Below are 24443 nucleotides of genomic sequence, written 5' to 3'. Positions count from 1 at the left end.
CGGGTGCAGGCTCTTATATACTTGGACTAATCAGCTAGACATTAACTGCAATCGACTAAAAAAAAGGGGGATTGACCATGAGACCACAACGGAAAATAGGTCTTGTACTGCTGATAATGACACTGATTCTTGCAGCCTGCGGAGGCGGGCAGAGCAGCAATCAGACAGGCAGCGGAAGCTCAACTAGCGAGGAAAAGGTAAAGCTGACGGTCTGGCACAACTTTGCGGGTGACGATCTTCGGGCCCAAACAGTTAGAAGTTTTATCGACCAATTTGCCGCAGAGCACCCAGAGGTAACGCTGGATGCGCAGGCGATTCCAACCGACGGTTACCGTCAACGCCTGAGCACCGTGGCAGCCGCTAATGAAATGCCGGACGTATTTCTTGTATACGCGGGAAGTCAGTCTGCCGAATTTCATCAAGCAAACCTGATTCAGCCGATTACGGAAATTCTGGATGCGCATCCGGAATGGAGAGACAGCTTCCTGGATGGAGCGTTTGACCCGTATGAATTCGAAGAAGGTCAATTCTATTCCGCTCCGATTGCGATGTCCGCAACCTCGATGTTGTTCTACAACAAAGCGTTGTTCGAACAGCATAACGTAGAGGTACCGACAACGTGGGATGAGCTGATGACAGCCATTAACACCTTTAATGATAACGGCGTAACGCCGATTGCACTTGGCAACAAAGCGCCTTGGGTAGCTCAATCGACCATTATTGGCGCCATTGCAGACCGGGTAACCGGAACTGACTGGTTCGTCAATGCTGTTGCACAGCAAGGGGCGAAATTTACTGATCCTGAGTTTATCGAAGCGCTGGGTTACTTCAAACAGCTGGTAGACAACAATGCCTTCCAGGAAGGTGCAAACAGCATCGACAATACGCAGGCTGAGCAATACTTCATCCAGGGCAATGCAGCGATGATGATCAGCGGTGCGTGGACATTGACAAACCTCGCTGCATCAGCTACGGAAGAGCAAATGAAGGATATTGAAGTTACTGTAGTTCCGGCGATTCCGGAAGGCAGAGGGGAAGCCAATACGATTACGGGCGGCGCAGGCGGCGGCATGGCCCTCAGCAGCAGAACCGAAGGCAAAGCGAAAGAACTGGCGCTGGAACTGATCTACACGATGAGTGGTCCGGAAGCGCAGAAGGCGATCGCAGAGAGCAACTCCATGGTAATGTACGACACCGAGATTGACGAATCCAAAGTTACGCCTCTGTACTACAAAGCCTTTAATCTGGTGAAATCAAGCGGAATTACGCCGGTGTATGATGCTTATCTGTCTGCGGAAGCGGCTGAGGTGATCAACAACGGTCTGCAGGAGATTATGATGGGCGGCTCTGTCGAGGAAGTCGCACAGCGGCTTCAGGACGCGCAGGCCAGATCGGCTACTCCATAAGACATCTTGGATGATCACGCACGAGGATTAGGAAGGAGGCTGCCATGCCTACAGCCATGCGAAGCAAAGGATTTATAGCGATAGCGCTGCTTCCCGCGCTTCTGATTTTTCTGACATTTGTCATTGTACCGGTCTTTTGGTCGGCATACTACGGATTTTTTAGCTGGAAGGGCTTCGGGGACGCCACCTTTATCGGGCTTGACAACTATACGGAAATGTTAAAGGACCCGGTCTTCTGGCGGGCGCTCCGAAACAACCTGATTCTGGTCGTGTCATCGATCATCGGCCAAGTTCCGGTTGCCCTAATCCTGGCCATCCTGTTGTCTAAAAATTCGTTCTTTACACGCTTCATCCGGTCGGCTGTGTTCATGCCGATGGTGCTGTCCACCGTAGTTGTCGGTCTGATCTGGGGCTACATCTACCATCCGCAGTTTGGCATCGCCAACTACGTGCTGGAGCTGCTCGGACTGGAATCCTGGACCCGGGCCTGGTTGTCCGATCCGAAGGTGAACATGCTGGCGATTTCGATTCCGATCAACTGGGCCAACATCGGCCCGTATATGGTCATCTTCATCGCCGCCCTGCAGAACATCTCACCCGAGATTCATGATGCGGCGAAAATCGACGGCTCTGCCGGATGGAACAAGCTGAAGAGCATTACGTTGCCGATGATCTGGGGCACGGTGGTGGTAACCATCATTCTCTGTATCTCGGGAAGCCTGAAAGCATTCGACCATGTCATGATCATGACCGGCGGCGGACCGGCCCGCTCTACGGAGCTGCTGGCCACCTACATGTATAACAGCACCTTTGCGGTGTACCGTTACGGTTTCGGCTCGGCCGTCTCCACCATGATTATGGTGATCAGCGCATTGCTGATCGGCTTGAACTATATCATCACGCGCAGAAAGCCCAGCTAACATGAAGGAGGGAGCGATATGAGTTCATTAACGACCGGTTCCGGAAATTCCGGTTTCAGCAAGAAGACGCTGCTTAAGGGACTGTCCGGCTTCGGAAAGCTGTTGCTGTTCGTCTATGCAGTGGTTACGCTCTATCCCTTGTACTGGCTTTTCTCCAGCGCGTTCAAGACCAATCAGGATTTCTTCTCCAATCCTTACGGTCTGCCGACCGAGTGGATGACGGACAATATTTTCCGGGCTTGGGAGCTCGGAAATATGGGAAGAGCGATGCTAAATTCGACCATCGTGACGCTGGCTGCGATGGTGCTGACCATCATATTCAGCTTGCTTGCAGCCTATGCGTTATCCCGATTTCAGTTTCGTCTCAAAAAAGTCATCGTGATGCTCTTCACCGTCGGATTGCTGATTCCGATTCACAGCACCTTGGTTCCGCTATTCATCATGATGAACAAAATCGGGTTGCTGGACACCTATGGCGCGTTAATTCTGCCTTACACGGCGATTGAGCTGCCGATCGCAATCTTTCTCGGGATGGCTTACATGTCTTCCATCCCAAGGGAAATTGAAGAGGCGGCCATGATTGACGGCAGCGGCTGGTGGGGGATCTTCGGCAGAATGATCCTTCCGCTCTGCCTGCCGATTGTGGCCACCGTCTCGATCCTGGCGTTCCTCAGGTTCTGGAACGACTTCTCGTTTGCACTCGTCTTCATCAATACGCAGTCCCTGAAGACGCTGCCGCTGAGCCTGTCCCTGTTCTCGGACGGCTTCGGCACCGACTACAGCCTCACGATGAGCGCGATGGCCATTGCGGTCATTCCGACGATCGTAGCGTATCTGATCCTGCAGGAGCAGATCATGAAGGGCATGGTGGCCGGATCGATCAAGGGCTAAGCGATCGTAATGAAGCATATGAATGACCAAGCTTATAAACCATTTAACACATGAACGAATTCCCTCGCAGCAGGAGCAGGGCCTGATGAAGGCCTGCTCCTGCTGCTTTTGTTTATTTCATTAATATAGTCGTTTTATCCGCGGGGAGCATGACAATTCTGTTATTGCGGCCTTGTGCTGTCCGAGCTCTGCCTGCCCGTAATCAGGTGATCATCCCAGTCGGGAAAGGTGTCCGGTACGGCGGCTGTTTCCCGGAACTTCATTGGCGACATGCCGTAATTGGCCCGAAATACGCGGTGGAAGTAGGAGTAACTGGCAAAACCGCAGGTTTCCGCGATTTCCTCAAGCGTCATGGTGCTGTATTTCATCCGTTCTATCGCGGCATTCAGCCTGATCTCCAGCGCATATTGGATCATCGTTTTGCCATAGTATTCCCGGAACAACTTCGCGGCCCGAGACTGGCTGAGGCCGACTGAAGCGGCGGCTTCCTCCAGCTTGAACGTTACCGTTGCATGCTCCTCCACGAACCGCTTCAGCCGCAGGGCGGTGAAAGCAAGGCGGTCTGCCGGCTTGGTCTCCATAATCGTCCGGTCCAGACAAAGGCAGAGACTGCGCAGTAAATAGCCGGCCAGCTCGCTGTTCTCCTCCTCAAGTCCCCGGCGCTTCTCCAGCAGCATTTGCCGCCACAACCCCAGCAGATGATCGTCCAGACCGACATGGCTGACGACAGGGCGGTTCATGCGCCCCCACCACTCATCGATCCATTCCCCGTCGCAGAATAAATAATAATCTCCGCTGGACACCCGACCGTCCTGGGCGTCGTCCTTGACTCGCAGTTCATATTCATCCCCAGGCTGCAGAAGCAGCAGGTCGCCGCCCTGTACCTGGTGAACCGTTCCGTTGCAATAGATTTCGCAGGCGCCCTCGGTTTGGAGACGGAACAGATAGGTCGTCAGGCCGCCCCGATGACTGTTGCTGAATTGCTGAAAATGGTAGGAGTAATCACAGATCAGCAGCCTTGCATCCAACATGGAAATTACCTCCAGTAAAAATATGAGCAAATAGTTCATGTTGCAATCATATTGTTTATGTTCATTTTAGCCTATATGCATGTATGATAGTAGCAGATAGAGCAGTTACTCATTTTTTGAATTGAGGTGCGTAATAGATGAGAAGAATGAACATTGGTCTGCAGCTGTACACGCTGCGCGATGAAACAGCGAAGGATTTCCGCGGAACACTGCGCAAGGTAGCCGAGCTCGGATATGAAGGCGTAGAGTTTGCAGGATACGGCGACATTCCCGCAGAAGAAATGAAAACGCTTCTTCAAGAACTCGGTCTGAAAGCGATCGGCAGCCATGTAGGTCTGCATTTGCTTCGCGAGGACGCTCAGAAGGAAATCGATTATCTGAAGACCATCGGCGCTAAATACATGATGTGTCCGTATGTGGCTCCGGAGGAGCGCGGGGTTGAAGATTGGAAGCGCTTGTTCCCGTACCTTCAGGAAGTGGGAGAATTGGCTCGCGAGCAGGGACTGATCTTCGGTTATCATAACCATGACTTTGAATTCGAAGCCAAGGTAGAAGATGAGTTTGTGTTCGACGCGATGTATTCAGCCACAACGCCGGATGCCGTGCAAGTGGAAATGGACGTATGCTGGGTACAATTTGCCGGACAGGATCCGCTGGAGTACATCTCCAAGTATGCTGGCCGTCTGCCGCTCCTTCACCTGAAAGATTTCAGCAAGGAAGCTGATGGCAGCATGAAGACGCTGGAGCTTGGTCAAGGTTCTGTTAACCTTCCAGGCGTTATCCAGGCTGCTTCTGACGCAGGCACGGAATGGCTTATCGTGGAGCAGGATGTATGTCAGAACCCGCCGCTTCAAAGTGTTGAGAACAGCATGAACTGGCTGAAACAGAACTACCTGAACCAATTTTAATGGTTCAGGGACCACGATCAGTGCTTGATGTGTGTTGTTGTCTCATCTAACCGCTTAGCAGCATGATCCCTTTGGTTCAGGAAGCTGCCTGACCAAGCGGGATCATCATGCTAGGCCCCTGGACAGCATGTCCGCGCTTAATTAAACAAACGAACCTTTAATCGGAAAGGAAGATTGATTCATGAGCAAAGTAAGAGTAGCAGTATTCGGCTGTGGTGCTATTGCCCAGCGCAGACATATTCCTGAATATGCAGCAAATGAAAATGTTGAATTGGTCGCTTTTGCCGATCCGGTTATTGCACGTGCTGAAGAGATGGCTGCACAGTATGGCGGCAAGGCTTATGCCGACTATGAGGAGCTTCTGAAGAACGAGAAGCTGGATGCGGTTAGCGTATGTACACCGAACTATCTGCATGCGCCGATGACAATTGCTGCGGCAAATGCCGGGCTGCATGTGCTGGTAGAGAAGCCAATGGCTGCAACGACAGAAGAAGGCGAGCAAATGATCGAAGCTGCCCGCAAGAACAATGTGTTCCTGATGGTTGGCCACAATCAGCGCCTCATGCCTCCGCATGTGAAAGCGAAGGAAATTCTCGATTCCGGCCGGCTCGGTAAAGTTCTGATCTTCCGTACTTCCTTCGGCCATGGCGGTCCGGAAGGATGGAGCGTGGACGGACGCGACAGCTGGTTCTTCCGCAAGGATGAAGCGATCATGGGCGCGATGGGTGACCTTGGTGTGCATAAATCCGACTTTATCCGCTATCTTCTGAACGACGAGATCGTCGAGGTGGCAGGCTTCATCGGCACCGTTCATAAAGAAGGAACCGATGTGGACGACAACGCAACCTGCATCGTTCGCATGAAGAGCGGCGCTGTCGGCACGCTGATGGCGAGCTGGACGCACTACCGCGGCGGCGATAACGGTACGGTTCTCTGGTGTGAGCATGGCGTTATGAAGATCGGTACAGTGGAAGGCGACGAGGTTATCGTGGAGCTGACCAATGGTACTGTGGAAACCTACAAAGTCGGCGCGATGGCAACGAACGAGAAGCAAGTACCAAGCGGTGTCATTGATGAGTTCGTTGATTGCATCGTGACCAACACGCCTCCAAGAATCTCCGGTGAAGAAGGACTGCGCTCCCTGAACGTAATTCTGGGCGCATTCGAATCTCAGGCGAACGGCAAGGTCGTCAAGCTGTAATAAGGAATATGATCGAATAAATATAAAATGACCTCTGAAGTCTTCATCTTCAGGGGTCATTTTTGTTAGGTTTGGCTGCAGACGAGGCGTTTCCTGGTAAGGGAGATAGCCGAGTCCCGTATTTTTACGTGTGTAAAAGGGCAATATTCGCCGAGCGAGGAAGCGGGATCCGCGTTAAGTTATAGGCATTCCACGATAAAGGAGAAGGTAATTTCATGAGAATGCTGAATGATCCGCGGATGTTCATACTGCTGTTTTTAATGAGTTTTACACTCGCCGGCCAGTTCTATCTGGGTTTCTTTCAAGGATGGAGGGACATTATAGCCTCCGTTGTCACAGCAGTCCTGCTGGAATTTATGATTGTAGGCTTGAAGCATCGGACATGGAAATTTCCTTTAAGTGCTCTGATTACCGGGCTTGGCATCGGTTTGCTGTTAAGCTCTCATCTTACTTGGCCTTATGTTCTAACCTCCGTTTTGGCTATAACGATCAAGCATGCAGTACGAATCGGCAATCGCCATGTGTTTAATCCGAACAATGTGGCCATGGTCCTCATGCTGTTTTTTCTCCCGCAATATGCGGTCAGTACCCCTAAACAATGGACGAACGGCATGGAGGTCATGGTGATTATATTGCTGTTCGGATTCCTGGCTGCCTACAAGGCCAAACGGATCGACACGGTCCTTTCGTTTGCAACGGGATTTGCCCTGTTTGCAGCACTGCGTCATTGGGGGCTTGGCGAGCCGTTCTTTTTTTCCTTTGGCCCGATGCTGGGAGCTGCGTTTCAGTTATTTACCTTCTTCATGATTACAGATCCCAGAACCACCCCCGAAAGCCGAAGTAGTCGTATCACCTTTGGCCTGTTCATCGCTATGGCTGACGCCATATTGCGAGTAGCTGAGGTCAATCATTCCCTGTTCTATGCCGCTTTTCTGGTCACCTTGCTGATGGGATTGCCGCTTCGTCTGTGGAAGCTTCGCGGTCCATCGCATGGATGACGAATAACACCCAAATCATCCACATTTTCCACGAGCCTTCGAGCCTTTCTATTCACAATAATGAAGAAGAAAACAATTCTGGCTGGGAGGTTACCCATGAAAAATGAAGTTCGGACGAAACTGCGACCTGTCGTGCATTGGGAGGACTACAGACTGGACCCGAGGTATTTCATCCTCATTTTTCTGTCTCTGTTTGCGATCCTTGGACAGGTCTACCTCGGGTTCTTTCAACGGTGGGAAGCGGTGTTCATCTCGGTTGCCTGTACAACCTTGACGGAGCTGTTCTTGTCTCGCTGGAAAAAGGGAAGCTGGTCGTTCCCGCTCAGCGGCATCATTACTGGTATTGGCGTGAGCCTTTTGCTAAGCTCCAACGTACTGTGGATCTATGCGGTTACAGCGGTGATCTCGATTGCGCTAAAGTATGCGCTGCGATTTAAAGGGGCCCATATTTTTAATCCGAACAACGTGGCCATGGTCATTGTCCTTGTGTTGCTGCCCCAATTTGCCGTAAGCACGCCCAAGCAGTGGACGAACGGAATTGAAGTCATGCTGATGATCATGCTGCTTGGCATCCTAGTGTGTTATATGGCGAACCGTTTGGATTCCGTACTCACCTTCCTGGGCAGCTTCACGCTTTTTGCATTGTTAAGGCATTTATGGTTTGGCGCTCCGCTGTTCGCAGCGCTTGGTCCTCTGATGGGGGCCGGTCTACAATTGTTTGCCTTTTTTATGATGACCGATCCGAAGTCCACTCCGACTACCCGAAGAGCCCGTATTCTGTTTGCATTTCTGGTTGCGCTCATGGATGCTGTCTTCCGGATTCAACGCGTGCCGAACCCTCAGTTCTACGCATTGTTTACGATCAGTTTGCTCTTCATTATCCCGTATCGTTATTGGATCGCGCGTCAAGCCGACCGAAACGGGGAGGCAGCGTCTGCACCAACCAAGTGAGCAAGAGACAGGTGACCAAGCATTTTCCTGTACCAAGGGGAATCGCTTGGTTTTTTTATTGTCTAAATAAATAACAATTTATGTAAAAACATTTCATTGTAATAGCAGAATAACAGGATTATTTGATCAAATAAGTGAAAAAAACAAAATTTTAAACAATTTTTACATAAGAAGTATTTTTGTGTCGTTGGTAGCATGTAATTAGGCTCGTTTTATCAAAGTCTGTTTCTAACATAACTTTAGCGAAGAAAGGAGATTTACATGAATGTTCTCGTTATTTTTTGCCAGCAGGAAGAGGAAAGTTCTCAAGCGATTCAATCAATTGCCCAAAAAGCGGATATCCGGGTCACGACAGATTTCAGGAGCGCTATACAGGCGGCCGAATCGAACCGTTACCAATTTCATGTGCTCTATACGGTGAATGATTCTTTTCCTTCTTCATGGGAGCTTGAGCAATTTTTATCCCTCGCTCCCACCTTGATTTTAACGGGAGGGATGGTTCCGGTTGAGCTTTTGTTGCCGATCATCGGCACGATGGAAGTCGAGAACTCCAGTTTGGGAGAAGGAAATTCTATGTTCAGTAAATCTCTTGCTTACATCCATCGTCATTTATGCGATCAGGATTTATCTCTTGAAAAAGCCGCTTCACAAATTTATGTAAGCAGACATTATTATTCCAGGATGTTTCAGAAGCACGTGGGTATGGGATTCAAGGAATACATTATGCGAAAAAGAATAGCCAAGGCCAAGACGCTGCTGAAACATGGACATTCCGTGACTGAAGTATGTTACGCGATTGGTTACAATGATTTGACTCATTTCTCGAAAATATTTAAACGAATCGTGGGGGTCAATCCCTCAATCTTCAGACAAAAGTGGAGAGGACGCGAGCCAATATCAAAGTGGGGTGGAGTTTCATGAAGAAACGATGGAAGCGAGCTGTAATAATTTCTTGTTGTACTGTCACTGCTCTAGCGGCTATTGGAATATTCTCTTATTGGCAATGGACGAAGCCTTATGATCTGCCGAAGCTGGATCCGGCACTTACAATGAATGATTATAACCTCGACTTCAGTCTTGAGAGAGACACGCCTGTGCCGAGGTCGGATATGACAGAGGATGAACTGCTGGCTCTGGTTCAGCAATTCCCTGATAACCTTGTATATTCTACCGAACTTCGGCTGCGCATGACCCAACATTCTCGAATGGAAGAATTTATAGACATGATGGATGAGGTGGAGCCTACATCGGATATCGTGCTTCAACAAGCGCTCGGTTATGTGGATATGCTGCAGGATCTGGATCTGGGAACGGCAGCCTTGGGACAACGATCGGCGCAGTCCATCCGTTTGCTGGACGATCTCATCGCAGACAATCCGTATGATGTCCCTGCTCATTATGCTCGTGGCCTTAATCATCTGTACTGGCCTCAAGGGTTGAAAAGAGCGGAGCGGGCTGTCCAGGATTTCGCATTCTGCATTGCGGTTGAGCAGATGAATCCTGAATGGGATTTTGCCTTTTGGCCGGATATCTATGTTGCTTTTGGGGATGCGCTTGTCAAGTCGGGGGATGCTGCGGCCGGCATCCGTGCATGGAAAGAAGGATATGCCAAATATCCGGATGAGGAGGCATTGGCAGAAAGAGCAGGAGCTGACGAGAGTAAGGCTTACGACATCGTCAGGCGGGAACGAGGCATTGATGGGTTCACACGACCTGACCCAGCCATATCCGATATTCGCAAATTGTGGAGGAGGTGAGTATTATGGAGCGGATTGTTATTACCGGGATGGGGGTTGTTACCTCAATCGGGGGCAATACTCATGAATTCTGGCATAACCTGCTTGCAGGCACACAGGGTACCCGGGAGATTATGTCCTTTGACGTCTCTGAGCATACGGTGAAGCGGGGATGCGAAGTGAACCGTGTTTTCCCCTATTCCGAAGCGATGTATGAAGGTGTCGGAAAGGCTACGGCGATGTATCTTTCGGCTGCGGAAGATGCTCTGTATCAGGCTAGGCTGACGCAGCGGGAACAGGCACGGGTCGGGATATGCGTAGGTACAACGATGGGAGAGCCGGGTTCTGTACGCAAGGATAGCGATCGACAGGGTCCGCATGTGATCGCGGATCTCGTTGCCGACCTGCTTCGCCTGAGCGGACCGAGATGGACGATGACCAATGCCTGCGCGGCGGGGAATTTTGCAATCGCCCAGGCGATGGACGAGCTTCGAAGCGGCAACTCAGATTGTATGATTGCAGGCGGGGTGGACGCATTGTCCTGGACGGCATTTACGGGATTCGGCAGTTTGAGGGCAATGTCTGATGACTGGTGCCGCCCCTTTGACGTTAATCGGAAAGGGCTTATGCTCGGCGAAGGCGCAGGGGTGCTCATATTAGAAAGAGAGCGAGACGCGAGAGCCCGGGGGGCGATCCCGTTAGCTTATTTGCTGGGCTATGGTCTGACCTGTGACGCTTACCACATTACCCAGCCTGATCCGGCAGCTGTAGGCGCCATGCGCGCCATGCTGGAGGCGTTAAGGATGGCTGAATTGACACTGGAGGATATTGGTTATGTAAGCGCGCACGGAACAGGAACACCAGCCAACGACCGGACGGAAGCCAAGGCGTTAGCCGATCTGTTCGGTGAGCATATGCTGACCAGTTCGATCAAAGGGCACATAGGCCACACCTTGGGGGCTGCGAGTGCGATTGAGGCTGTAGCCAGTGTCAACATGCTGCGGTACGGCTGGCTTCCCCATACGCTGAACCTGGAACAGTTGGACCCGGAATGTCGTGTGCGCGTGATTGCTCGACAGCCCCTTCGTAAAAAGACGAATTATATTCTCTCCAACGCTTATGCCTTTGGAGGCATTAATTCGTCCATCGTCCTTGGAAAGGCGGGATCATAATGCATGCCTATATTAAAGGATCTGCCTGGCTATCCCCTAGCGGCTTCAAGACACTCACCAATCGGGATCAGGCCGCATCATCCCCGTTTATAACGGAGGAAAGCATACAAAATATCCATCTGCCCAAACTGCCACGGGTTCCTGATGTGGCTAAGGCCTGCTGTGCCGTGGTGAGCCAGGTTCTGCTTGAAGCAGGACTCACCGTGCCGTTTGCCGTGAGAAGTGAAGAGTCGGAAAGAACCGCTCTTGTGGTAGGAAACAATGATTCAAGCGTCCGCCCGATTGAAGCGCTGCAGAGGGAAGCGGAGATCTACGGCCCGAATCGGGTCAGTCCCGCCATATTTCCGAATACGGTTTATAACGCACTGGCAGGGTACATCGCAATACATGTCAATATAAAAGGGACGAATACAACGCTGTCGGGAGCCACAAGCACTGTACCGGCTGCGATACTGTACGGATTAAGGCTGTTAGCGAAGGGAAGACATGACCGGGTGGTGGTGTGCCATGTTCATCTGCTTCCGTCCGCGAAGAAAGCAACACGTCAGGATGAAGAGGAGGGTTCCTTCCCTCCTGAGGAGGAGAGAATTACAGCGCTGCTGCTGGAGCGGCCAGGAGTCGGCACGCACGGAAAGTATGCCCTGGACTGGGAACTGACAAAAGCAAACGGTCTGTACATGGCGCTGTCGCCGGATGTTACCCCGAGAATGGACGTGGAACTGATCAAGTTGATACAGGAGGAGCGCCTGGCGGAGCAAGAGGTGATGCTGGGGAGATTCCAGAACGGCGATTTGCTGAAGCTGCGGTTTAACAATGGCGATGTTGACGGCTTAAAGGGGGCTCACTCCAGATGAATGCACATGTCTCCATTGCCGGGGCAAGCGTGCTCGGGGCGCCCGGGATAGGCAGGAATGCGGTATGGGAAGGCATGCGAACGGCGAGGCTTATGCCCACAGTTCGCAGCTATGAATTGTATGACGGCTCGATTATTGCATTCCCTGTCTATGAAATTCCTCCGATTCATATGAGGGACTGGCTTCCACGTTCCACCTGCCGCTGGTTAGAGCAAGAGGGACTCCATCAGGACCCGGATTTTCTATTATTGCTGGTTGCGTCCCAATTGGCGATGGAAGACGCCGGCCTCACTCCGGATGAACGGAGCAGAGCAGCGCTGGTGATCGGCCATGAGAATCCGGGCATCAATCGCCTGATCGATAAAATCCTTCAAACCGGACAGCGCATCTTTCAGCAGGATGAACAACCTCTGGTTTCCTTTAGTCAGTACAAGCAGGATTTCTTTCGCCTCCAGACCTTTCCTTATCTGTTCTATCTGGCCAAAGCACTGAATATTCAAGGCGCTTCCTATATCACGAACAATGCTTGCGCTTCCGGCCTGTACGCTTTGGAGCTCGGAAGACAGCTTATTCATCAGGGACAAGCGGAGTCCGCAGTCGTGGTTTGCGCAGATTACGCTCATGCGACGGAGTATTTATGGCTCGGGGACAAAGGGTTTCATTCACCCAAGAAAGTGCTGAAACCGTTCGATTCGGGCAGAGACGGGTCGGTGCTGGGGGATGGTGCTGCAGCCGTTGTGCTAAGGCACCCTGATTTTGTGGACGCGTTTACTCCGGAGCTGGGACGGTATGTGGGAGGGGCCTTCCGGCAAGACGGCTGGAATCTCTCGCTGCCCCATGTGACTTCGCATTCCTATGCGGAGGTTATTACCCGGGCTGTGCGGCTTCTGGGAGAAGGCCCTCCCGACCTGTTGGTGCCGCACGGGACAGGCATGCCGATGTGGGATGCGTACGAAATGGCGGAGATCGTGCGAGCGTTTGGCGAATTGAACATTCCGCTGCCGCGAATGACAGCTTTGAAGGGATACTTTGGCCATACCTTGGGAGCGAACTCCCTTGTTGAAATCGTATGCTTGCTGCACAGCATGGCGCAGGGGAGCATTCCTCCGGCCGCCAATTACGAAAGTCATAATTTCAAGCTGGATATACCCATGGTCACGCAATGGGAGCGATCCAATATACGTACGGCAATCAAGACTGTCTCCGCGTTTGGCGGTTTTCTCGCCGCCGGGGTTTTCGAACAATCGACATAGAAGGGAGGGAAGTCGGTGGGTTCCATTCATTGGAATTTTAAGGGGGACCACGTGTTAGTTACAGGAGGCTCGACAGGCATCGGCAGAGAGACGGTAGTCAAGCTGGCCCGTGCCGGAGCCGTTGTTCATTTTACGTATTCCCGCTCCGGTGAGGCAGCACGCCAGCTGGTAGAGCAGCTGGCTTCCGAGGGGCATACGGTCAACGAACTGCAATGCGATTTCTCCTCGGCAGCTGATATTCAGCGCCTGACCGAACGATTGACGGATCGTCAGGCCTGCCCCATTGATATGATTGTGAACAACGCCGGCGTCACGGCGGATAGTTCCCTCTACAACATGTCAGACGAACAATGGGACTATGTGTACCAGGTTAACTTACGAGCCTTGTTTCAGTTATCCCGATCGATGGTGAAGCACCTGGCTGTGAACCGGGGGACGATGGTGAATATTACCTCGGTTTCCGGTCAGATCGGCATGGCAGGGCAGGCCAATTATTCGGCATCGAAAGCGGGGATCATCGGATTCAGCAAAGCGTTGGCGAAAGAGCTTGGACCGCTCGGAGTCAGAGTTAATTGTGTTGCCCCGGGTTATATCGAGACGCCGATGACAGAGGAGATGACGCAAGACCGGAGAAGAAGGCTGGCGCAATCTACCTGTTTAAGGCGGTTTGGCACATCGGCTGAGGTTGCAGATTTAATATTGTTCTTATTATCGGAGCATTCCGCCTATATTACCGGAGAAGTAATTGGCATAAGCGGAGGACTTGTATAAACGGGAGGATGAATTCTTATGGAAACTTTGCGCACGAGAATGATAGGCCTGGTGGAGGAGATGACACAACGGGAGCTGACGGAGGATGCTTTATCCCAGTCTTTTGAAGAGCTTGGGATCGACTCTTTGATGGCGCTGGAACTGGCCGTATATTTGGAGCGCGAATTCGGTGTCCGGCTGACCGAGGAGGATCTGGGGGCGATCCGGCACTTGCAAGACATCGTCGCCATTGCCGAAGAGCGAAAGGAATAGGCGATGGAATTCAGCGGAATAATGCTAGGCGCTGCTCTCCTTATTCTATGCTTCGGCTTATGCATAGCGGTGCTGTACCGGATTGTTATCAGGCAGAATATCCCCCTGATGAAGCAGCGTTTCACCGGTGAGGATTCAAGTGCTTTTGGCATCCGCTTCGGTCGAATACTGCACGGTTTCTTACGCGGCCATAATCTCGCAGCGAATCGGCTGGTGCCCATGAAGGCCATCCGCTCGAAGCTGGAAGCGGAGTTTGACAGCTTTTATCGGGGCTTTGCCTACGAAGGAACCGGGATGGGGTTCGGAGCAAGGGCAATGCTCCGTCCCGGCAGGCGCGGCCGGGCGTTTGAAAGATATGTGTACCGACTGGATCCGGCACACATCTATCAGTACTACGTGGGGCTCGGATGGTGGCTCTACAGCATATATCGTTTTCGTCCCGAGCCTTATCAACGATGGATGCGCACCATGGATCCCTATTATGCCCCTATGCTTTACGATGGTGTTGGCTTTAAAGCGGCTCTATTTGATTACGGGATCAACGCTTCTCTTTTTGATCATCTGGGACGAATGGGATCCAGTGCTCTGAGGATCGGATGTCAAGGATACGGCAGATGCCTATGGTTTCAGTGCAGGTATGAAATTGCGCCGGTGCTGAGCGTTCTGAAAAATGCCCCGATAGAGGTTCGTCAGGATGTAATCAGCGGTGTGGGCTTGGCTGTTGCCTACAGTTTGTTCGACAATCCCGGTCGTGTTCAAGGCATCTACCGGATGATGCCCGTACTTTACCAAGCCTCGTTTCGGCAAGGGATGGCATTTGGCTGGGAGGCAAGAAAGCGCCAGAACAAGACCTATTGGGACGAGATGACAAGTACCTTTGACGCTGTATGGCGCGGCAAAATGGAGGAAGGTGTTCAGGTCGTTCATTTGGCGAGGGAACTTGCTGGCCGGCACAGCCCGGAGATGCATTATGTCCGGTGGATGGACAAAACCCGCCAGTTGATGAAAGATTATGATGTGTTGGGAGGATTGACATGTTTAAGATCGTAAAAAAATGGTGTGTTCCGTTTTCATTGTTCCTGCTAGCCGGTTGCGCCATCGGGGACTCGGCCACGCCTGTGGACCGCGGCTTCCGATATGAGGAAATCAGCGTCAGTGCCGGTATTGATTTTACGCATCTGACGGAAACCTTTGATCCCAAGCTCAGTAATATCATGCCATGGCTGTCAGCGACCGGAGCGGCTGTGGCCGTAGGAGATTATGACGGAGACGGATATATGGATCTTTATTATACGAATTCGCAGAAGAACAGTAAAAATAAACTTTACCGCAACAACGGAGATGGCACATTTACGGAAGTTGCCGAGGAAGCGGGTGTGGCTGACGTCAATGTGGAGGGAATATCGGAAACCGCACTGTGGTTTGATATGGATAACAGCGGGCATCCGAGCCTGTTTGTAGGGGCATGGGGGAAAAGTCGGTTGTATAAAAATAACGGAGACGGGACCTTCACGGACATTACGGACTCGTCCGGGGCAGGATATGAAGGGTATGTCAGCAAAGCCATTGCCCTTGACTACAATCGCGATGGGTATTTGGATCTTTATTTAAGCTGTTATTTCAGAGAGGAGCATGATTTGTGGAATCTGGACACGACCAAGATCATGCATAATGATTTCGAGCGGGCGCGTAATGGTGGAAGGAACGTGCTGCTGCGCAACAACGGGGACAATACATTTACGGATGTTTCCAAAGAAATGAATGTTGATGATCCCGGCTGGACATTAGCTTCCGGAGCTGCCGATTTGAACGGGGACGGGTGGCCGGATCTATACAATGCCAACGACTTTGGGCCGGATACTCTCCTGATCAACCAAGAAGGGCAAGGGTTTGAAGCCGTCGTTCAAAAAAGAGGGATCGGTGACGACACCTTCAAAGGCATGAATGTAGACTTTGCTGATGTATTTCATGATGGCAGACTTGCCAATTTTGTAACAAACATTAGTAAGGAAAGATATTTGCTGGAAGGAAATCAGTTATGGCATGAAGATGAGAACGGGAAGTATGTCGACCGAGCACAGGAAATGGGCATTCAGCAATCGGGTTGGTCCTGGGGAGCTCGCTTCTTTGATGCGGATAACAGCGGGAATATGAGCTTGATGGTGACAAACGGCTTTATATCGGCTGATGAGAACGAAGAGTACTGGTTCGACATGGGGACGCTTGCGACGACACCGGGTTATATCGTTGAAGATGCAGCGAGTTGGCCTGCGTTTCATAACAAGAGCATGTCGGGCTACGAATCGAAACCTTTATACTTGAATGATGGCAAAGTGTTCACCGACGTGTCCAAGGACGTTGGCATCACCTTTACGGAAGACAGCAGGGGCGTGGCAGCCGTCGATCTGTTCAACCGTGGTGTCAACGACCTGGTGTTCGCGAATCAAGGAGCTCCGACGAAGGTATATAAGAGTGAAATCAGCAATGGCCATCACTGGATCAAGCTGGACCTGATCGGCACCTTTCCCAGCAATCGTGATGCGGTAGGGGCAAGAGTAACCTTTGAAGTAAATGGCGTGAAGACCGTTGTGGAGAAGGACGGAGGAAACAGCCATGGCGCCCAGAGCGATCCGAGAATTCATTTTGGACTGGGGCAGCATAGCAAGGTGGACAGCATTGTGATTGAGTGGCCGAGCGGCCGCACCCAGACACTTGAAAATGTAGAGGGAGACCGAATTTTGCAAATCGAGGAGTCTGGTGATTAATTAGAGCAAAGATATGTTCGATTGGCTTAACGGGGCGCATGTATGGCGCTCCTATTTTTGTGGAATAAAAGGATTTTATATTTTTTCATATAATTATATTATATATCAATATCTAGGAGGGGTTCGATGGAAAGAAGACATGAAGTGTTGTTTGAGCAGCTGCATACATACCGAAAGGTGCTATTGGATGTGGTTGAAGACGTGTCCGAAGCTGAGGCTGAGATTGTACCGGATGGTTTTAACAACAATATCAGATGGAATCTAGGGCATGTGCTCCTCGATCAGTACTTATGGATACGTGTGCTTACGAAAGAGGATATGCCGGTTCCGATGAGCTTTAATCAATGGTTCGGTTACGGAACCAACCCCTCGAATTTTACGGATGAAACCCCGTCATTCTCAGAATTGATCTCGCTCCTTCAGGAGCAGCCTCGCTTCATAGAGCAGCAGTACCGGGATCGCCTGGAGGAGGATTTCCCGCCCACGGATATGGGGATGCATACCCTGGAGCAGGTGCTTGTGAGAACCATCTTCCATGAGGGTCTTCATATGGGCGCCCTTTTGGCCATCAAAAACCAGATTCGAAACCATCAGCGGGTGTAGGCTTCTGATTGCGCCAAGAATAGCACATGAATAGCCATTGAAACCAAGGCTTTGCTTTCAAATATGAAAGCAGAGTCTTTTTTGTATTGTCATGTCTTGCACACTAACGTAACGCGTCAACAAAAGCCGATCTTTCGTTCAAATGTGCAGAGTAACAAGCTTCCAGCTCGTATACGATGGAACAAAAGCTGCAGTTCTTTAAGGAACTGTCAGCAACTATTCATTCGGGGGTGATGGTATCAGCAATGCTATGGTTTGCAGTCCCTCTATCATTTCAATTCATCCGGAGGGAGGAGTAGGCATTGGAACGATTAGTTGTACTTCACGAGTATGAGGAAAGAGAAAGCACCTTATTCAAGGAGAAGATGGAGTCCTACAGTGAGGTGATCCTCTCCTCAGAGCAAGGGCTCGAATTGACACCTGAGGCAGTGAAGGAATACGAGATGGTGTTCATCATCTCCAAAGCGCGTGAGCTGCCTCCCCATTGGAGGCTGGAGCAGATCATGGCGCATACCCCTGTCATCCTAATCTTAAGCACGGCGCTGCCGGATCTGATTACGTTCATCGGCATGTTCGAGGTCATGGAACGTGTTGATGCTGTTTATTCTTCTGACGGATCGGAGCAGGCCAAGCTTTATCGAAAAGCGCTGCTGTACATTGAGGAACATTTGGGGAACAACGAATTGACGCTGGACATGCTTGCTTCTTTTCTGTGCATCAGCACCTCTTATTGCTCCCGAATATTTCAGAAGTATGGAGGCAAAGGGTTTCGCGAGTATGTGATGGAGCGCAGGATTCAATTGGCAAAGTCCCTGCTTGAAGGAGGATCCTCGGTAACCGAGGTATGTCTTGCCGTGGGATACGGGGACTTGACCCATTTTACCAGAACCTTTCGGCGGCTAATAGGAATGAATCCTTCCGTCTACCGGACGGCTCACCAGCGGAAGACAGTATGAAATCCGATACGGACAATTCAAATGGAAAGGAGAGGCGCAGCCAATGCTAGATCGTCTCGAAGATTTTTTTAAAGAGGACTACTTGCTGCTGTCACAGGCCATTATGACACCGGAACGGACGGCGGCAGAAATTCAGCATATCCTTGACTGGCTTAGCCTTGATCAGGGCGCTTCTATTCTCGATCTGGGCTGCGGTTACGGACGTCTTAGCATCCCTTTAGCGCAGATGGGATATCGTGTGACGGGACTCGATTATTCCGAGGTATCCCTGATCCGGGCGAAAGAAGAAGCGGCCGGATTAACCGGTGCAGATATTGAGTTTGTCAGAGGATTAATGAAGGATCTGGACGGCAGTGAGATATATGATGCTGCTCTGAATATCGGAACCGCTATCGGCTACCTTGAGGAGGAAGACGACTATGCTGCGTTCAGGCGTGTGTTCAAGGCGTTGAAGACGGGAGGAACGTTTCTTGTTGAAACGGAAAACCGGGATTTCAAGATAGCCGGGTATACACCGCGGCGATGGGATGATATGAACGGTGTGCCAGTATGGTCAGAGCGACACTATTATCCCTCCTCCGGCCGCTGGGTGGAGAAAATCCGGTGGTTCAGAGATCGGAATATTCACTCCTCGGTTCTGGACGTCCGGCTGTATTCGGCGACAGAGTTGACCCGCATGCTGACAGAGGCCGGTTTCAGGGATGTTCGGGTATACGGGAGCCTGGACCGTAAGCCGCTGGAATTGACCAGTCCGAGGATGGTGCTGTCCGCCATCAAACCGTGAAAGAATTCGTAAATTCAACCAGGAGGGATAAGAGATGAAACAACAGCATTTTATATCCAAAATCGGGGACCGACAGTGGAAAAAAGGCGTGTTTCACAATTCGGAGTACCAGCCGCTGTGGAAGGAACGAACCGAGAAGAGCAGGACCGAAGCGTTTATCGTCAAGCTGAATCCGGGAGGCTTCATTCCGGTTCATAATCACCCCGGGCGTGAGTATGCTTACGTTCTCGAAGGCCGCATGCTGGCAGGCGGTGAGCCAATGGAGCAGGGCGATTTCCTTACGGCAGGCCCGGGCGAGCTTCATGATATCCGCACCGATACCGGCGTTATCTTCTTCATTGTCATTGAAGAACCGATTGAAATTGTAGAAGACAGCGATGACTAATCCCAGTGACGCCTATGTGCGGATGATTGAGCAGCTGCCGCAACGGCCCCCGTTTCGGTTCGTGGAGCAGATTGACCGGTATGAAGCCGGCCAATCTCTTCTGGCCTCCATCCGCTTGCAGTCTGTTAGAGGACCTATGAGGAGCTTGCCCGCTTTTCCCGAGGCATGTGTTATGGAAGGGCTTGCTCAGTCCGCCGTGCTGCTTGTGCAGCTGGAGACCGGACCGCTTCGCGAGGGAGAGGTTCCGATACTGGGCTCGTTATTCATGCGTCAGTCCAAGGCGGTAGCCTGGCATGAAACCCTCAGGTATGAGGTGAAGCCGATTCGTCTGCTTGCTTCCCAGGCCAGAATAGGGGCAACGGCCTATGCCGCTGGTGAAGTCGTTGCAGAAGGAGAGCTGAGCCTGGCCAAAATTCAAACTTTAACCAAAGGGGGCTGATTGCCTGTGCGGAGTATTTTCACACCCGGTCATATTTTGCCTGGACCCAAGCCCTGGATTCTGGTGGACCGGGTGCTGGATACGGTCTCTGTTGCGCAAATATCCACCTGCAAGCTGATCAGTGCGAGCGATTATTTTCTGCAGGGACATTTCCAGCATTACAGCGTGTACCCAGGTGTCCTGCTCATTGAAGGCATTCGGCAGAGCTTGTATTTGTGGCTATCCAGGCGCACGCCTGATCCTCATGCTATAGAGCTCCGGGATATGCAGGTGCGCTTTCTGACCCCGGCCGTGCCGGGAGATGTTATCAGATACGATATCACTGTTCAAGGATCATCCGAGAAGGGGAGTTTCGGCCGGATCTCAGCCACGGGTACTGTGGATGCTAAGGTGGTGCTTACGTTCCAAGCAGCCTGCAATCTTGGGGAAATAAAAGCCGAGAATCTGAGTGGATGAAGCAGAGCGGCTACCGGCGGGGTGACGGATAATAGAATTGTACTTCGGCCGGAGTAACAAACCTATAAACGGAGGTTAAGAACATGCTTACAAAACTTCTTAAAAAAGCAACCATGACGCTGCCTAACTCGAACAGTACTACGGTGCTGGAACTTGCTGACGGACGTTCCGAAAAGCTCTATTTCTCTCAAGTCAGACCGACGGAATTCACGGTATCGGACTCCGAGTTTTCGATGAAATCCGGAATCAATGTGGAGCTGGATATCAAAAATGTGGATTTGGTTGCGACATCCGAGGTGCTGTGGCCAGGACAAAAGGTATACGTTCGCGGTGGAAGCGCCTCTACAGGCAAAGCTTTGAAAGGGGAAGTTCAGATCCCTCTTGGCAAAACGGTGGCAAACGGTGTTCCGGGCGAGACTTGGCTTTACTGGAATATTGAAACGCCGGAGGGAACCTTGGTCAACCAAACTCCGATTCATATGACCGGTACTGTGAAAGGCCTTCCGCCTCAAGCAACGGAGTTTTCTTCCCAAGATGTGATCTCCCTGTACGACCAGCTTGAAGGCAAATTCGCCGGCACGCTGTATGCCTGCACTCAAGTAACCTAATATCTCCCGATAAGGCAAACAGCTTGATTCAACGCTCTGCTCTAAAGCGTCGACAAATCAGTCTTCGGACTGATTTGTCGATATTTTTCGAAAGGAGACATCCGAAATGTATGATGCCGTTATCGTAGGGGCCAGGTGTGCAGGAGCAGCCCTTGCCATTTTCCTTGGGAAGAAGGGGTACCGGGTCGCTCTGGTGGATCGGGATACATTTCCAAGCCATACGACGTCCACCCATGTCACCGGAGAGATCGAGATATATAAGAAGCTGGGGGTGCTGGAACAATTGGAATCTGCGGGAGCGCCTGCGCTCCGCCGAATGCATGTTCATCTGGGCAGCAACAGCCTGGAGTCGGATATGCTCGTGACATCAAGGGCGATTGGGCTGCGGAGATATCATTTCGATCACATTCTTATTCAGGCAGCGGACGCCCTCCCGACCGTAGATGTCGAACAAGGCAGCCTGGTTACAGGACTCATCCACAACGATGGGGTTGTAAGGGGAGTCCGGCTTCGCAAGGGCGTGGTTCAGAAAGAGTTGAACGCTAAAGTGGTGATCGGCGCGGACGGGTATTACTCCCTCGTGGCTGATGCGGTGAATGCCCAGTCTTATGAGTCTTCTCCCTTGATGAGACCTGCTTATTACGGTTACTTCAGAAACGTCAAACCACTGCCTGTTCCGGCTGTGGAATGGTTCTGGAACGAGAACGACATCATTTTCTGCAATCCGACGGATGCGGGTCTTCATACGGTGCTGGTGATGCCGCCCATGTCTGAGTTAAAGCGCTGGATGAGAAGTCCTAAAGATATGCTGCTTCAAAGTGTGGCCCAAATTCCGGGCTTGAACGAGCGGATGGAGCAGGCTGAGCTGGCGGATCGGGTGCGGGGCATTGGCGCAAGGCCGATGTATCTCAAGGAGGCCTACGGAGACGGTTGGGCGCTTGTCGGGGATGCGGGGGCTTATGTGCATCCGGTCACCGGATCAGGCATGGACAATGCAGTAAGAAGCGCCGAGCTATTGGCCAACGCGCTGGATGATACTTTTACCGGAAAGATGTCCTGGACGGACGCCATGGGGGACTATCAGGCGGGGCGTGATACCTTGATCAGACCGCAAATGCATGGAGCCCAAGTATCGATGAGCCGGGCAGATCAGCCAATTGATAGCGAGAAACTAAGGTGGCTGCAGGCTTTATGCACGTTTCCGGGGCTTGCCTACGACTTGGCCGAGAAGGTGGAAGAGGTTGTGAATCTGCTGGGTGACGAGAGATACAAGCAGCTCAAGCAAATGATGACAATATAAACGGAGGAGGAAGCCAATATGCTTAGTGAGGATAAAAGACATACAGTGAACGTGATTCATCTGGAATCCACGCCCGAGGAAGTGTGGAAGATGATTTCTACGGTTGCAGGCTCGAATGCCTACCTTAGCGATTTCGGGAGTACGACAGGAGACCCGGACTGGCCGAAGGCAGGGGATAAGTTTCGTTTTACTTACGGAGATATCGAGAACGAGACGGTGTGTCTGGAATCGCAATTTCCACACCTGTACAAGCTCGCGGATTCCTATGTCTCAATCCTTTCCAATGGAGACACGGTGGAGTACAAACTGCAGACTACATTCACGATTGAACCGATTGGGCCTTTTGTTATGCTGACGGTTGAAGTTGAGGGATACGGCAATCAGCCGCAGGATATGTGGCTGCGGGAGTGCATGGAAACCGGATGGCGCCGGTCGTTGATCAATCTGAAATGCGTGCTTGAGCTGGGGCTGGATCTCCGATTTAATCTGTTCGGCTATCCCCGGCTGGGTGTGACCAATACAGGTCATTCGGAGCTCTATGCTGCCGAGACAGGCATGCCTGCTGGCAAAGGGAATTACATTATGCAAGCCTTCCCTCAAGGGCCGGCTTACAGGGCAGGACTCCGAAGCGGGGATGTCATTCTGTCTGTAAATGGAACCGAAGTGAACGCTTATAAGGAGCTGGTTATTGCCCTGTCCAGGCAGTATAACAAACGGAAGCCGATCAAGGTCGTTTATGCCAGAGATCAGCAGGTGCATGAAACCGAGGTTGACCTGTCTTATGATGAACGTTTTACCGGATTTGTGGACGCCCAGTCCAAAGAAGAATTGCAGCGACTAAAAAGAGAGAGGAGCCAGGATAAGGAGGGAGCCTGATGGAAAGCTCAAACAGTTGCAGAAATGAGATTCAGATTAGAGGGGACCTGGAGGAGATTTGGCGCTATGTGTCCACGCTGGAAGGGTATTTGTCTTTTTTTGCAGACAGCGGGACGCAGCAGGGCAAGGAGATCGTGATGGAATACGGAGGGATCCGCAATCGTGTTGAAGTAATCGTGCTGGATAAATACCAGGAGTTGCAGTGGAGGCATGCTTACACAATTTCCGGCCAAGAATATCCGCTCACGACGACGTTCTTTCTCCAGCGTTCTGCGCTCTATACAACCGTCATTGTGGAAGTCAGGGGATTTGGCCAGCAGCCCGATGATTTGTTTGTTAGGGATCTGATGGACGAAACCTGGGGCAGAACTTTGTTCAACCTGAAAAGTGTGATTGAACTGGGGACTGATGTGCGCCAGGCGCTATTCGGCTATCGCCGCCTTGGCATTTTAAATACGGGAACAGGGCAAGGGAACCGGATTCTTCACTGCTTTCAAGGCAGTCCGGCGGATGTGGCCGGATTGCGGGCAGGAGACATGATCGTATCGGTTGAGCAACGTCCCGTAACAACTCACAAAGCGCTTGTTCGGGAATTGGCGCGGAGCACCTTGCGCAAATCGGCAGTTCTGCTGGAATACGAACGGGAAGGATCGATTCATCGCACGATTGTAAAATGGGTGGACGAATAGACTGGAAATATTTTATGATATGATCTATAAAATGAAATTTCCATATTGTGAATGTTTTAACCAAAATAAGATAGAAGATGGGGGATCTTCTCGTATGAAATGAAAGCAGGTCACTCCATTTCATACGAGGGGATATTGCCAAGCTTCGCTCGTGCAGACAGTGAGGACGGGCTGGGGTGTCTCCAAGTATATGGGGCCTGCCCCTATTATTCTCGGTCATTTCCGTTCAAATCTATCA

Annotated in this window: 27 protein-coding genes; 26 read left to right on the top strand and 1 reads right to left on the bottom strand. The window is 51.3% G+C overall.

The window, feature by feature from the left end; all coding sequences use genetic code 11:
* The first annotated feature begins 77 nt into the window (after positions 1 to 77).
* The 3 genes from MKX64_RS08095 to MKX64_RS08085 are packed head-to-tail and all read left to right on the top strand — an operon-like array spanning position 78 to position 3217.
* On the top strand, positions 78 to 1406 hold the full coding sequence (locus tag MKX64_RS08095; protein ID WP_095264383.1) for an extracellular solute-binding protein: 1329 nt from the start codon (positions 78 to 80) through the stop codon (positions 1404 to 1406).
* Between the two features lie 44 nt (positions 1407 to 1450).
* Positions 1451 to 2326: a carbohydrate ABC transporter permease gene (locus MKX64_RS08090; RefSeq protein ID WP_095264386.1), complete on the top strand. Its 876-nt coding sequence runs from the start codon at positions 1451 to 1453 to the stop codon at positions 2324 to 2326.
* A gap of 18 nt (positions 2327 to 2344) precedes the next feature.
* Positions 2345 to 3217, top strand: coding sequence for a carbohydrate ABC transporter permease (locus tag MKX64_RS08085; protein ID WP_095264388.1), 873 nt, complete (start codon positions 2345 to 2347; stop codon positions 3215 to 3217).
* A 161-nt stretch (positions 3218 to 3378) separates the two neighbouring features.
* On the opposite strand, the gene MKX64_RS08080 is transcribed toward MKX64_RS08085, so the two are convergent.
* Complete coding sequence (locus MKX64_RS08080; RefSeq protein WP_179292073.1) at positions 3379 to 4248, bottom strand: helix-turn-helix domain-containing protein; 870 nt, start codon at positions 4246 to 4248, stop codon at positions 3379 to 3381.
* Between the two features lie 137 nt (positions 4249 to 4385).
* On the opposite strand from MKX64_RS08080, the gene MKX64_RS08075 reads away from it, so the two are divergent.
* From MKX64_RS08075 to MKX64_RS07965, 23 genes are all read left to right on the top strand, one after another.
* On the top strand, positions 4386 to 5156 hold the full coding sequence (locus MKX64_RS08075) for a sugar phosphate isomerase/epimerase family protein (RefSeq protein WP_095398236.1): 771 nt from the start codon (positions 4386 to 4388) through the stop codon (positions 5154 to 5156).
* Positions 5157 to 5337: 181 nt separating this feature from the next.
* Positions 5338 to 6357 (top strand): Gfo/Idh/MocA family protein, encoded by a 1020-nt coding sequence (locus MKX64_RS08070; protein ID WP_095264392.1) that lies wholly within the window; start codon positions 5338 to 5340, stop codon positions 6355 to 6357.
* A 215-nt stretch (positions 6358 to 6572) separates the two neighbouring features.
* Positions 6573 to 7355, top strand: a complete 783-nt coding sequence (locus MKX64_RS08065) for an RnfABCDGE type electron transport complex subunit D (RefSeq protein ID WP_230875595.1) — start codon at positions 6573 to 6575, stop codon at positions 7353 to 7355.
* A gap of 96 nt (positions 7356 to 7451) precedes the next feature.
* Positions 7452 to 8306 carry an RnfABCDGE type electron transport complex subunit D gene (locus tag MKX64_RS08060; RefSeq protein WP_155617553.1) on the top strand — a complete coding sequence of 285 codons (855 nt, stop codon included), beginning with the start codon at positions 7452 to 7454 and terminating at the stop codon, positions 8304 to 8306.
* A gap of 261 nt (positions 8307 to 8567) precedes the next feature.
* The gene (locus tag MKX64_RS08055) at positions 8568 to 9227 is read left to right on the top strand and encodes a helix-turn-helix transcriptional regulator (RefSeq protein ID WP_155617554.1); all 660 of its coding nucleotides are present in this window, start codon (positions 8568 to 8570) and stop codon (positions 9225 to 9227) included.
* 128 nt (positions 9228 to 9355) lie between these two features.
* Positions 9356 to 10063 carry a tetratricopeptide repeat protein gene (locus tag MKX64_RS08050; protein ID WP_341035638.1) on the top strand — a complete coding sequence of 236 codons (708 nt, stop codon included), beginning with the start codon at positions 9356 to 9358 and terminating at the stop codon, positions 10061 to 10063.
* Positions 10064 to 10068: 5 nt separating this feature from the next.
* Complete coding sequence (locus MKX64_RS08045; protein ID WP_341035637.1) at positions 10069 to 11214, top strand: beta-ketoacyl-[acyl-carrier-protein] synthase family protein; 1146 nt, start codon at positions 10069 to 10071, stop codon at positions 11212 to 11214.
* Complete coding sequence (locus MKX64_RS08040) at positions 11214 to 12068, top strand: beta-ketoacyl synthase N-terminal-like domain-containing protein (RefSeq protein WP_341035636.1); 855 nt, start codon at positions 11214 to 11216, stop codon at positions 12066 to 12068. Before MKX64_RS08045 ends, MKX64_RS08040 begins: the two co-directional genes overlap by 1 nt.
* Positions 12065 to 13321, top strand: coding sequence for a beta-ketoacyl synthase N-terminal-like domain-containing protein (locus MKX64_RS08035; RefSeq protein WP_155617557.1), 1257 nt, complete (start codon positions 12065 to 12067; stop codon positions 13319 to 13321). The genes MKX64_RS08040 and MKX64_RS08035 overlap by 4 nt, the downstream gene beginning before the upstream one ends.
* 51 nt (positions 13322 to 13372) lie before the next feature.
* Positions 13373 to 14092, top strand: a complete 720-nt coding sequence (gene fabG, locus MKX64_RS08030) for a 3-oxoacyl-ACP reductase FabG (protein ID WP_330163930.1) — start codon at positions 13373 to 13375, stop codon at positions 14090 to 14092.
* A gap of 18 nt (positions 14093 to 14110) precedes the next feature.
* The gene (locus MKX64_RS08025; RefSeq protein ID WP_095264441.1) at positions 14111 to 14344 is read left to right on the top strand and encodes an acyl carrier protein; all 234 of its coding nucleotides are present in this window, start codon (positions 14111 to 14113) and stop codon (positions 14342 to 14344) included.
* Positions 14345 to 14347: 3 nt separating this feature from the next.
* The gene (locus MKX64_RS08020) at positions 14348 to 15394 is read left to right on the top strand and encodes a DUF1702 family protein (RefSeq protein WP_095264443.1); all 1047 of its coding nucleotides are present in this window, start codon (positions 14348 to 14350) and stop codon (positions 15392 to 15394) included.
* Entirely contained in the window at positions 15379 to 17109 is a 1731-nt protein-coding gene (locus MKX64_RS08015) for a CRTAC1 family protein (RefSeq protein WP_341035635.1), read from the top strand. Before MKX64_RS08020 ends, MKX64_RS08015 begins: the two co-directional genes overlap by 16 nt.
* A 126-nt stretch (positions 17110 to 17235) precedes the next feature.
* The gene (locus MKX64_RS08010) at positions 17236 to 17712 is read left to right on the top strand and encodes a DinB family protein (protein ID WP_155617560.1); all 477 of its coding nucleotides are present in this window, start codon (positions 17236 to 17238) and stop codon (positions 17710 to 17712) included.
* Positions 17713 to 18014: 302 nt separating this feature from the next.
* Entirely contained in the window at positions 18015 to 18668 is a 654-nt protein-coding gene (locus MKX64_RS08005) for a helix-turn-helix transcriptional regulator (protein WP_095264449.1), read from the top strand.
* Between the two features lie 43 nt (positions 18669 to 18711).
* Positions 18712 to 19452 carry a class I SAM-dependent methyltransferase gene (locus MKX64_RS08000; protein WP_155617561.1) on the top strand — a complete coding sequence of 247 codons (741 nt, stop codon included), beginning with the start codon at positions 18712 to 18714 and terminating at the stop codon, positions 19450 to 19452.
* 34 nt (positions 19453 to 19486) lie between these two features.
* Positions 19487 to 19837: a cupin domain-containing protein gene (locus MKX64_RS07995; protein WP_095264453.1), complete on the top strand. Its 351-nt coding sequence runs from the start codon at positions 19487 to 19489 to the stop codon at positions 19835 to 19837.
* Positions 19830 to 20276, top strand: coding sequence for a 3-hydroxyacyl-ACP dehydratase FabZ family protein (locus tag MKX64_RS07990; protein WP_155617562.1), 447 nt, complete (start codon positions 19830 to 19832; stop codon positions 20274 to 20276). The genes MKX64_RS07995 and MKX64_RS07990 overlap by 8 nt, the downstream gene beginning before the upstream one ends.
* Positions 20277 to 20282: 6 nt before the next feature.
* Positions 20283 to 20732: a 3-hydroxyacyl-ACP dehydratase FabZ family protein gene (locus MKX64_RS07985; protein ID WP_179292078.1), complete on the top strand. Its 450-nt coding sequence runs from the start codon at positions 20283 to 20285 to the stop codon at positions 20730 to 20732.
* An 83-nt stretch (positions 20733 to 20815) separates the two neighbouring features.
* On the top strand, positions 20816 to 21340 hold the full coding sequence (locus MKX64_RS07980; RefSeq protein ID WP_095264459.1) for a hypothetical protein: 525 nt from the start codon (positions 20816 to 20818) through the stop codon (positions 21338 to 21340).
* A gap of 106 nt (positions 21341 to 21446) precedes the next feature.
* On the top strand, positions 21447 to 22640 hold the full coding sequence (locus MKX64_RS07975; RefSeq protein ID WP_341035634.1) for an NAD(P)/FAD-dependent oxidoreductase: 1194 nt from the start codon (positions 21447 to 21449) through the stop codon (positions 22638 to 22640).
* Between the two features lie 18 nt (positions 22641 to 22658).
* Entirely contained in the window at positions 22659 to 23516 is an 858-nt protein-coding gene (locus MKX64_RS07970) for a PDZ domain-containing protein (RefSeq protein ID WP_341035633.1), read from the top strand.
* The gene (locus tag MKX64_RS07965; protein WP_341035632.1) at positions 23516 to 24205 is read left to right on the top strand and encodes a PDZ domain-containing protein; all 690 of its coding nucleotides are present in this window, start codon (positions 23516 to 23518) and stop codon (positions 24203 to 24205) included. The genes MKX64_RS07970 and MKX64_RS07965 overlap by 1 nt, the downstream gene beginning before the upstream one ends.
* Positions 24206 to 24443: the final 238 nt, after the last annotated feature.

Source organism: Paenibacillus sp. FSL M8-0334, assembly GCF_038000405.1.
GTDB lineage: Bacteria > Bacillota > Bacilli > Paenibacillales > Paenibacillaceae > Paenibacillus_AQ > Paenibacillus_AQ campinasensis.
Note: the sequence above shows the minus strand (reverse complement) of the source record. Positions and strands in the feature narration are given on the sequence as shown.

Coding starts and splice junctions, on each gene's coding strand:
- MKX64_RS08095 (WP_095264383.1), top strand. CDS start 78: ATGAGACCACAACGGAAAATAGGTCTTGTACTGCTGATAATGACACTG.
- MKX64_RS08090 (WP_095264386.1), top strand. CDS start 1,451: ATGCCTACAGCCATGCGAAGCAAAGGATTTATAGCGATAGCGCTGCTT.
- MKX64_RS08085 (WP_095264388.1), top strand. CDS start 2,345: ATGAGTTCATTAACGACCGGTTCCGGAAATTCCGGTTTCAGCAAGAAG.
- MKX64_RS08080 (WP_179292073.1), bottom strand. CDS start 4,248: ATGTTGGATGCAAGGCTGCTGATCTGTGATTACTCCTACCATTTTCAG.
- MKX64_RS08075 (WP_095398236.1), top strand. CDS start 4,386: ATGAGAAGAATGAACATTGGTCTGCAGCTGTACACGCTGCGCGATGAA.
- MKX64_RS08070 (WP_095264392.1), top strand. CDS start 5,338: ATGAGCAAAGTAAGAGTAGCAGTATTCGGCTGTGGTGCTATTGCCCAG.
- MKX64_RS08065 (WP_230875595.1), top strand. CDS start 6,573: ATGAGAATGCTGAATGATCCGCGGATGTTCATACTGCTGTTTTTAATG.
- MKX64_RS08060 (WP_155617553.1), top strand. CDS start 7,452: ATGAAAAATGAAGTTCGGACGAAACTGCGACCTGTCGTGCATTGGGAG.
- MKX64_RS08055 (WP_155617554.1), top strand. CDS start 8,568: ATGAATGTTCTCGTTATTTTTTGCCAGCAGGAAGAGGAAAGTTCTCAA.
- MKX64_RS08050 (WP_341035638.1), top strand. CDS start 9,356: ATGAATGATTATAACCTCGACTTCAGTCTTGAGAGAGACACGCCTGTG.
- MKX64_RS08045 (WP_341035637.1), top strand. CDS start 10,069: ATGGAGCGGATTGTTATTACCGGGATGGGGGTTGTTACCTCAATCGGG.
- MKX64_RS08040 (WP_341035636.1), top strand. CDS start 11,214: ATGCATGCCTATATTAAAGGATCTGCCTGGCTATCCCCTAGCGGCTTC.
- MKX64_RS08035 (WP_155617557.1), top strand. CDS start 12,065: ATGAATGCACATGTCTCCATTGCCGGGGCAAGCGTGCTCGGGGCGCCC.
- MKX64_RS08025 (WP_095264441.1), top strand. CDS start 14,111: ATGGAAACTTTGCGCACGAGAATGATAGGCCTGGTGGAGGAGATGACA.
- MKX64_RS08020 (WP_095264443.1), top strand. CDS start 14,348: ATGGAATTCAGCGGAATAATGCTAGGCGCTGCTCTCCTTATTCTATGC.
- MKX64_RS08015 (WP_341035635.1), top strand. CDS start 15,379: ATGTTTAAGATCGTAAAAAAATGGTGTGTTCCGTTTTCATTGTTCCTG.
- MKX64_RS08010 (WP_155617560.1), top strand. CDS start 17,236: ATGGAAAGAAGACATGAAGTGTTGTTTGAGCAGCTGCATACATACCGA.
- MKX64_RS08000 (WP_155617561.1), top strand. CDS start 18,712: ATGCTAGATCGTCTCGAAGATTTTTTTAAAGAGGACTACTTGCTGCTG.
- MKX64_RS07995 (WP_095264453.1), top strand. CDS start 19,487: ATGAAACAACAGCATTTTATATCCAAAATCGGGGACCGACAGTGGAAA.
- MKX64_RS07990 (WP_155617562.1), top strand. CDS start 19,830: ATGACTAATCCCAGTGACGCCTATGTGCGGATGATTGAGCAGCTGCCG.
- MKX64_RS07980 (WP_095264459.1), top strand. CDS start 20,816: ATGCTTACAAAACTTCTTAAAAAAGCAACCATGACGCTGCCTAACTCG.
- MKX64_RS07975 (WP_341035634.1), top strand. CDS start 21,447: ATGTATGATGCCGTTATCGTAGGGGCCAGGTGTGCAGGAGCAGCCCTT.
- MKX64_RS07970 (WP_341035633.1), top strand. CDS start 22,659: ATGCTTAGTGAGGATAAAAGACATACAGTGAACGTGATTCATCTGGAA.
- MKX64_RS07965 (WP_341035632.1), top strand. CDS start 23,516: ATGGAAAGCTCAAACAGTTGCAGAAATGAGATTCAGATTAGAGGGGAC.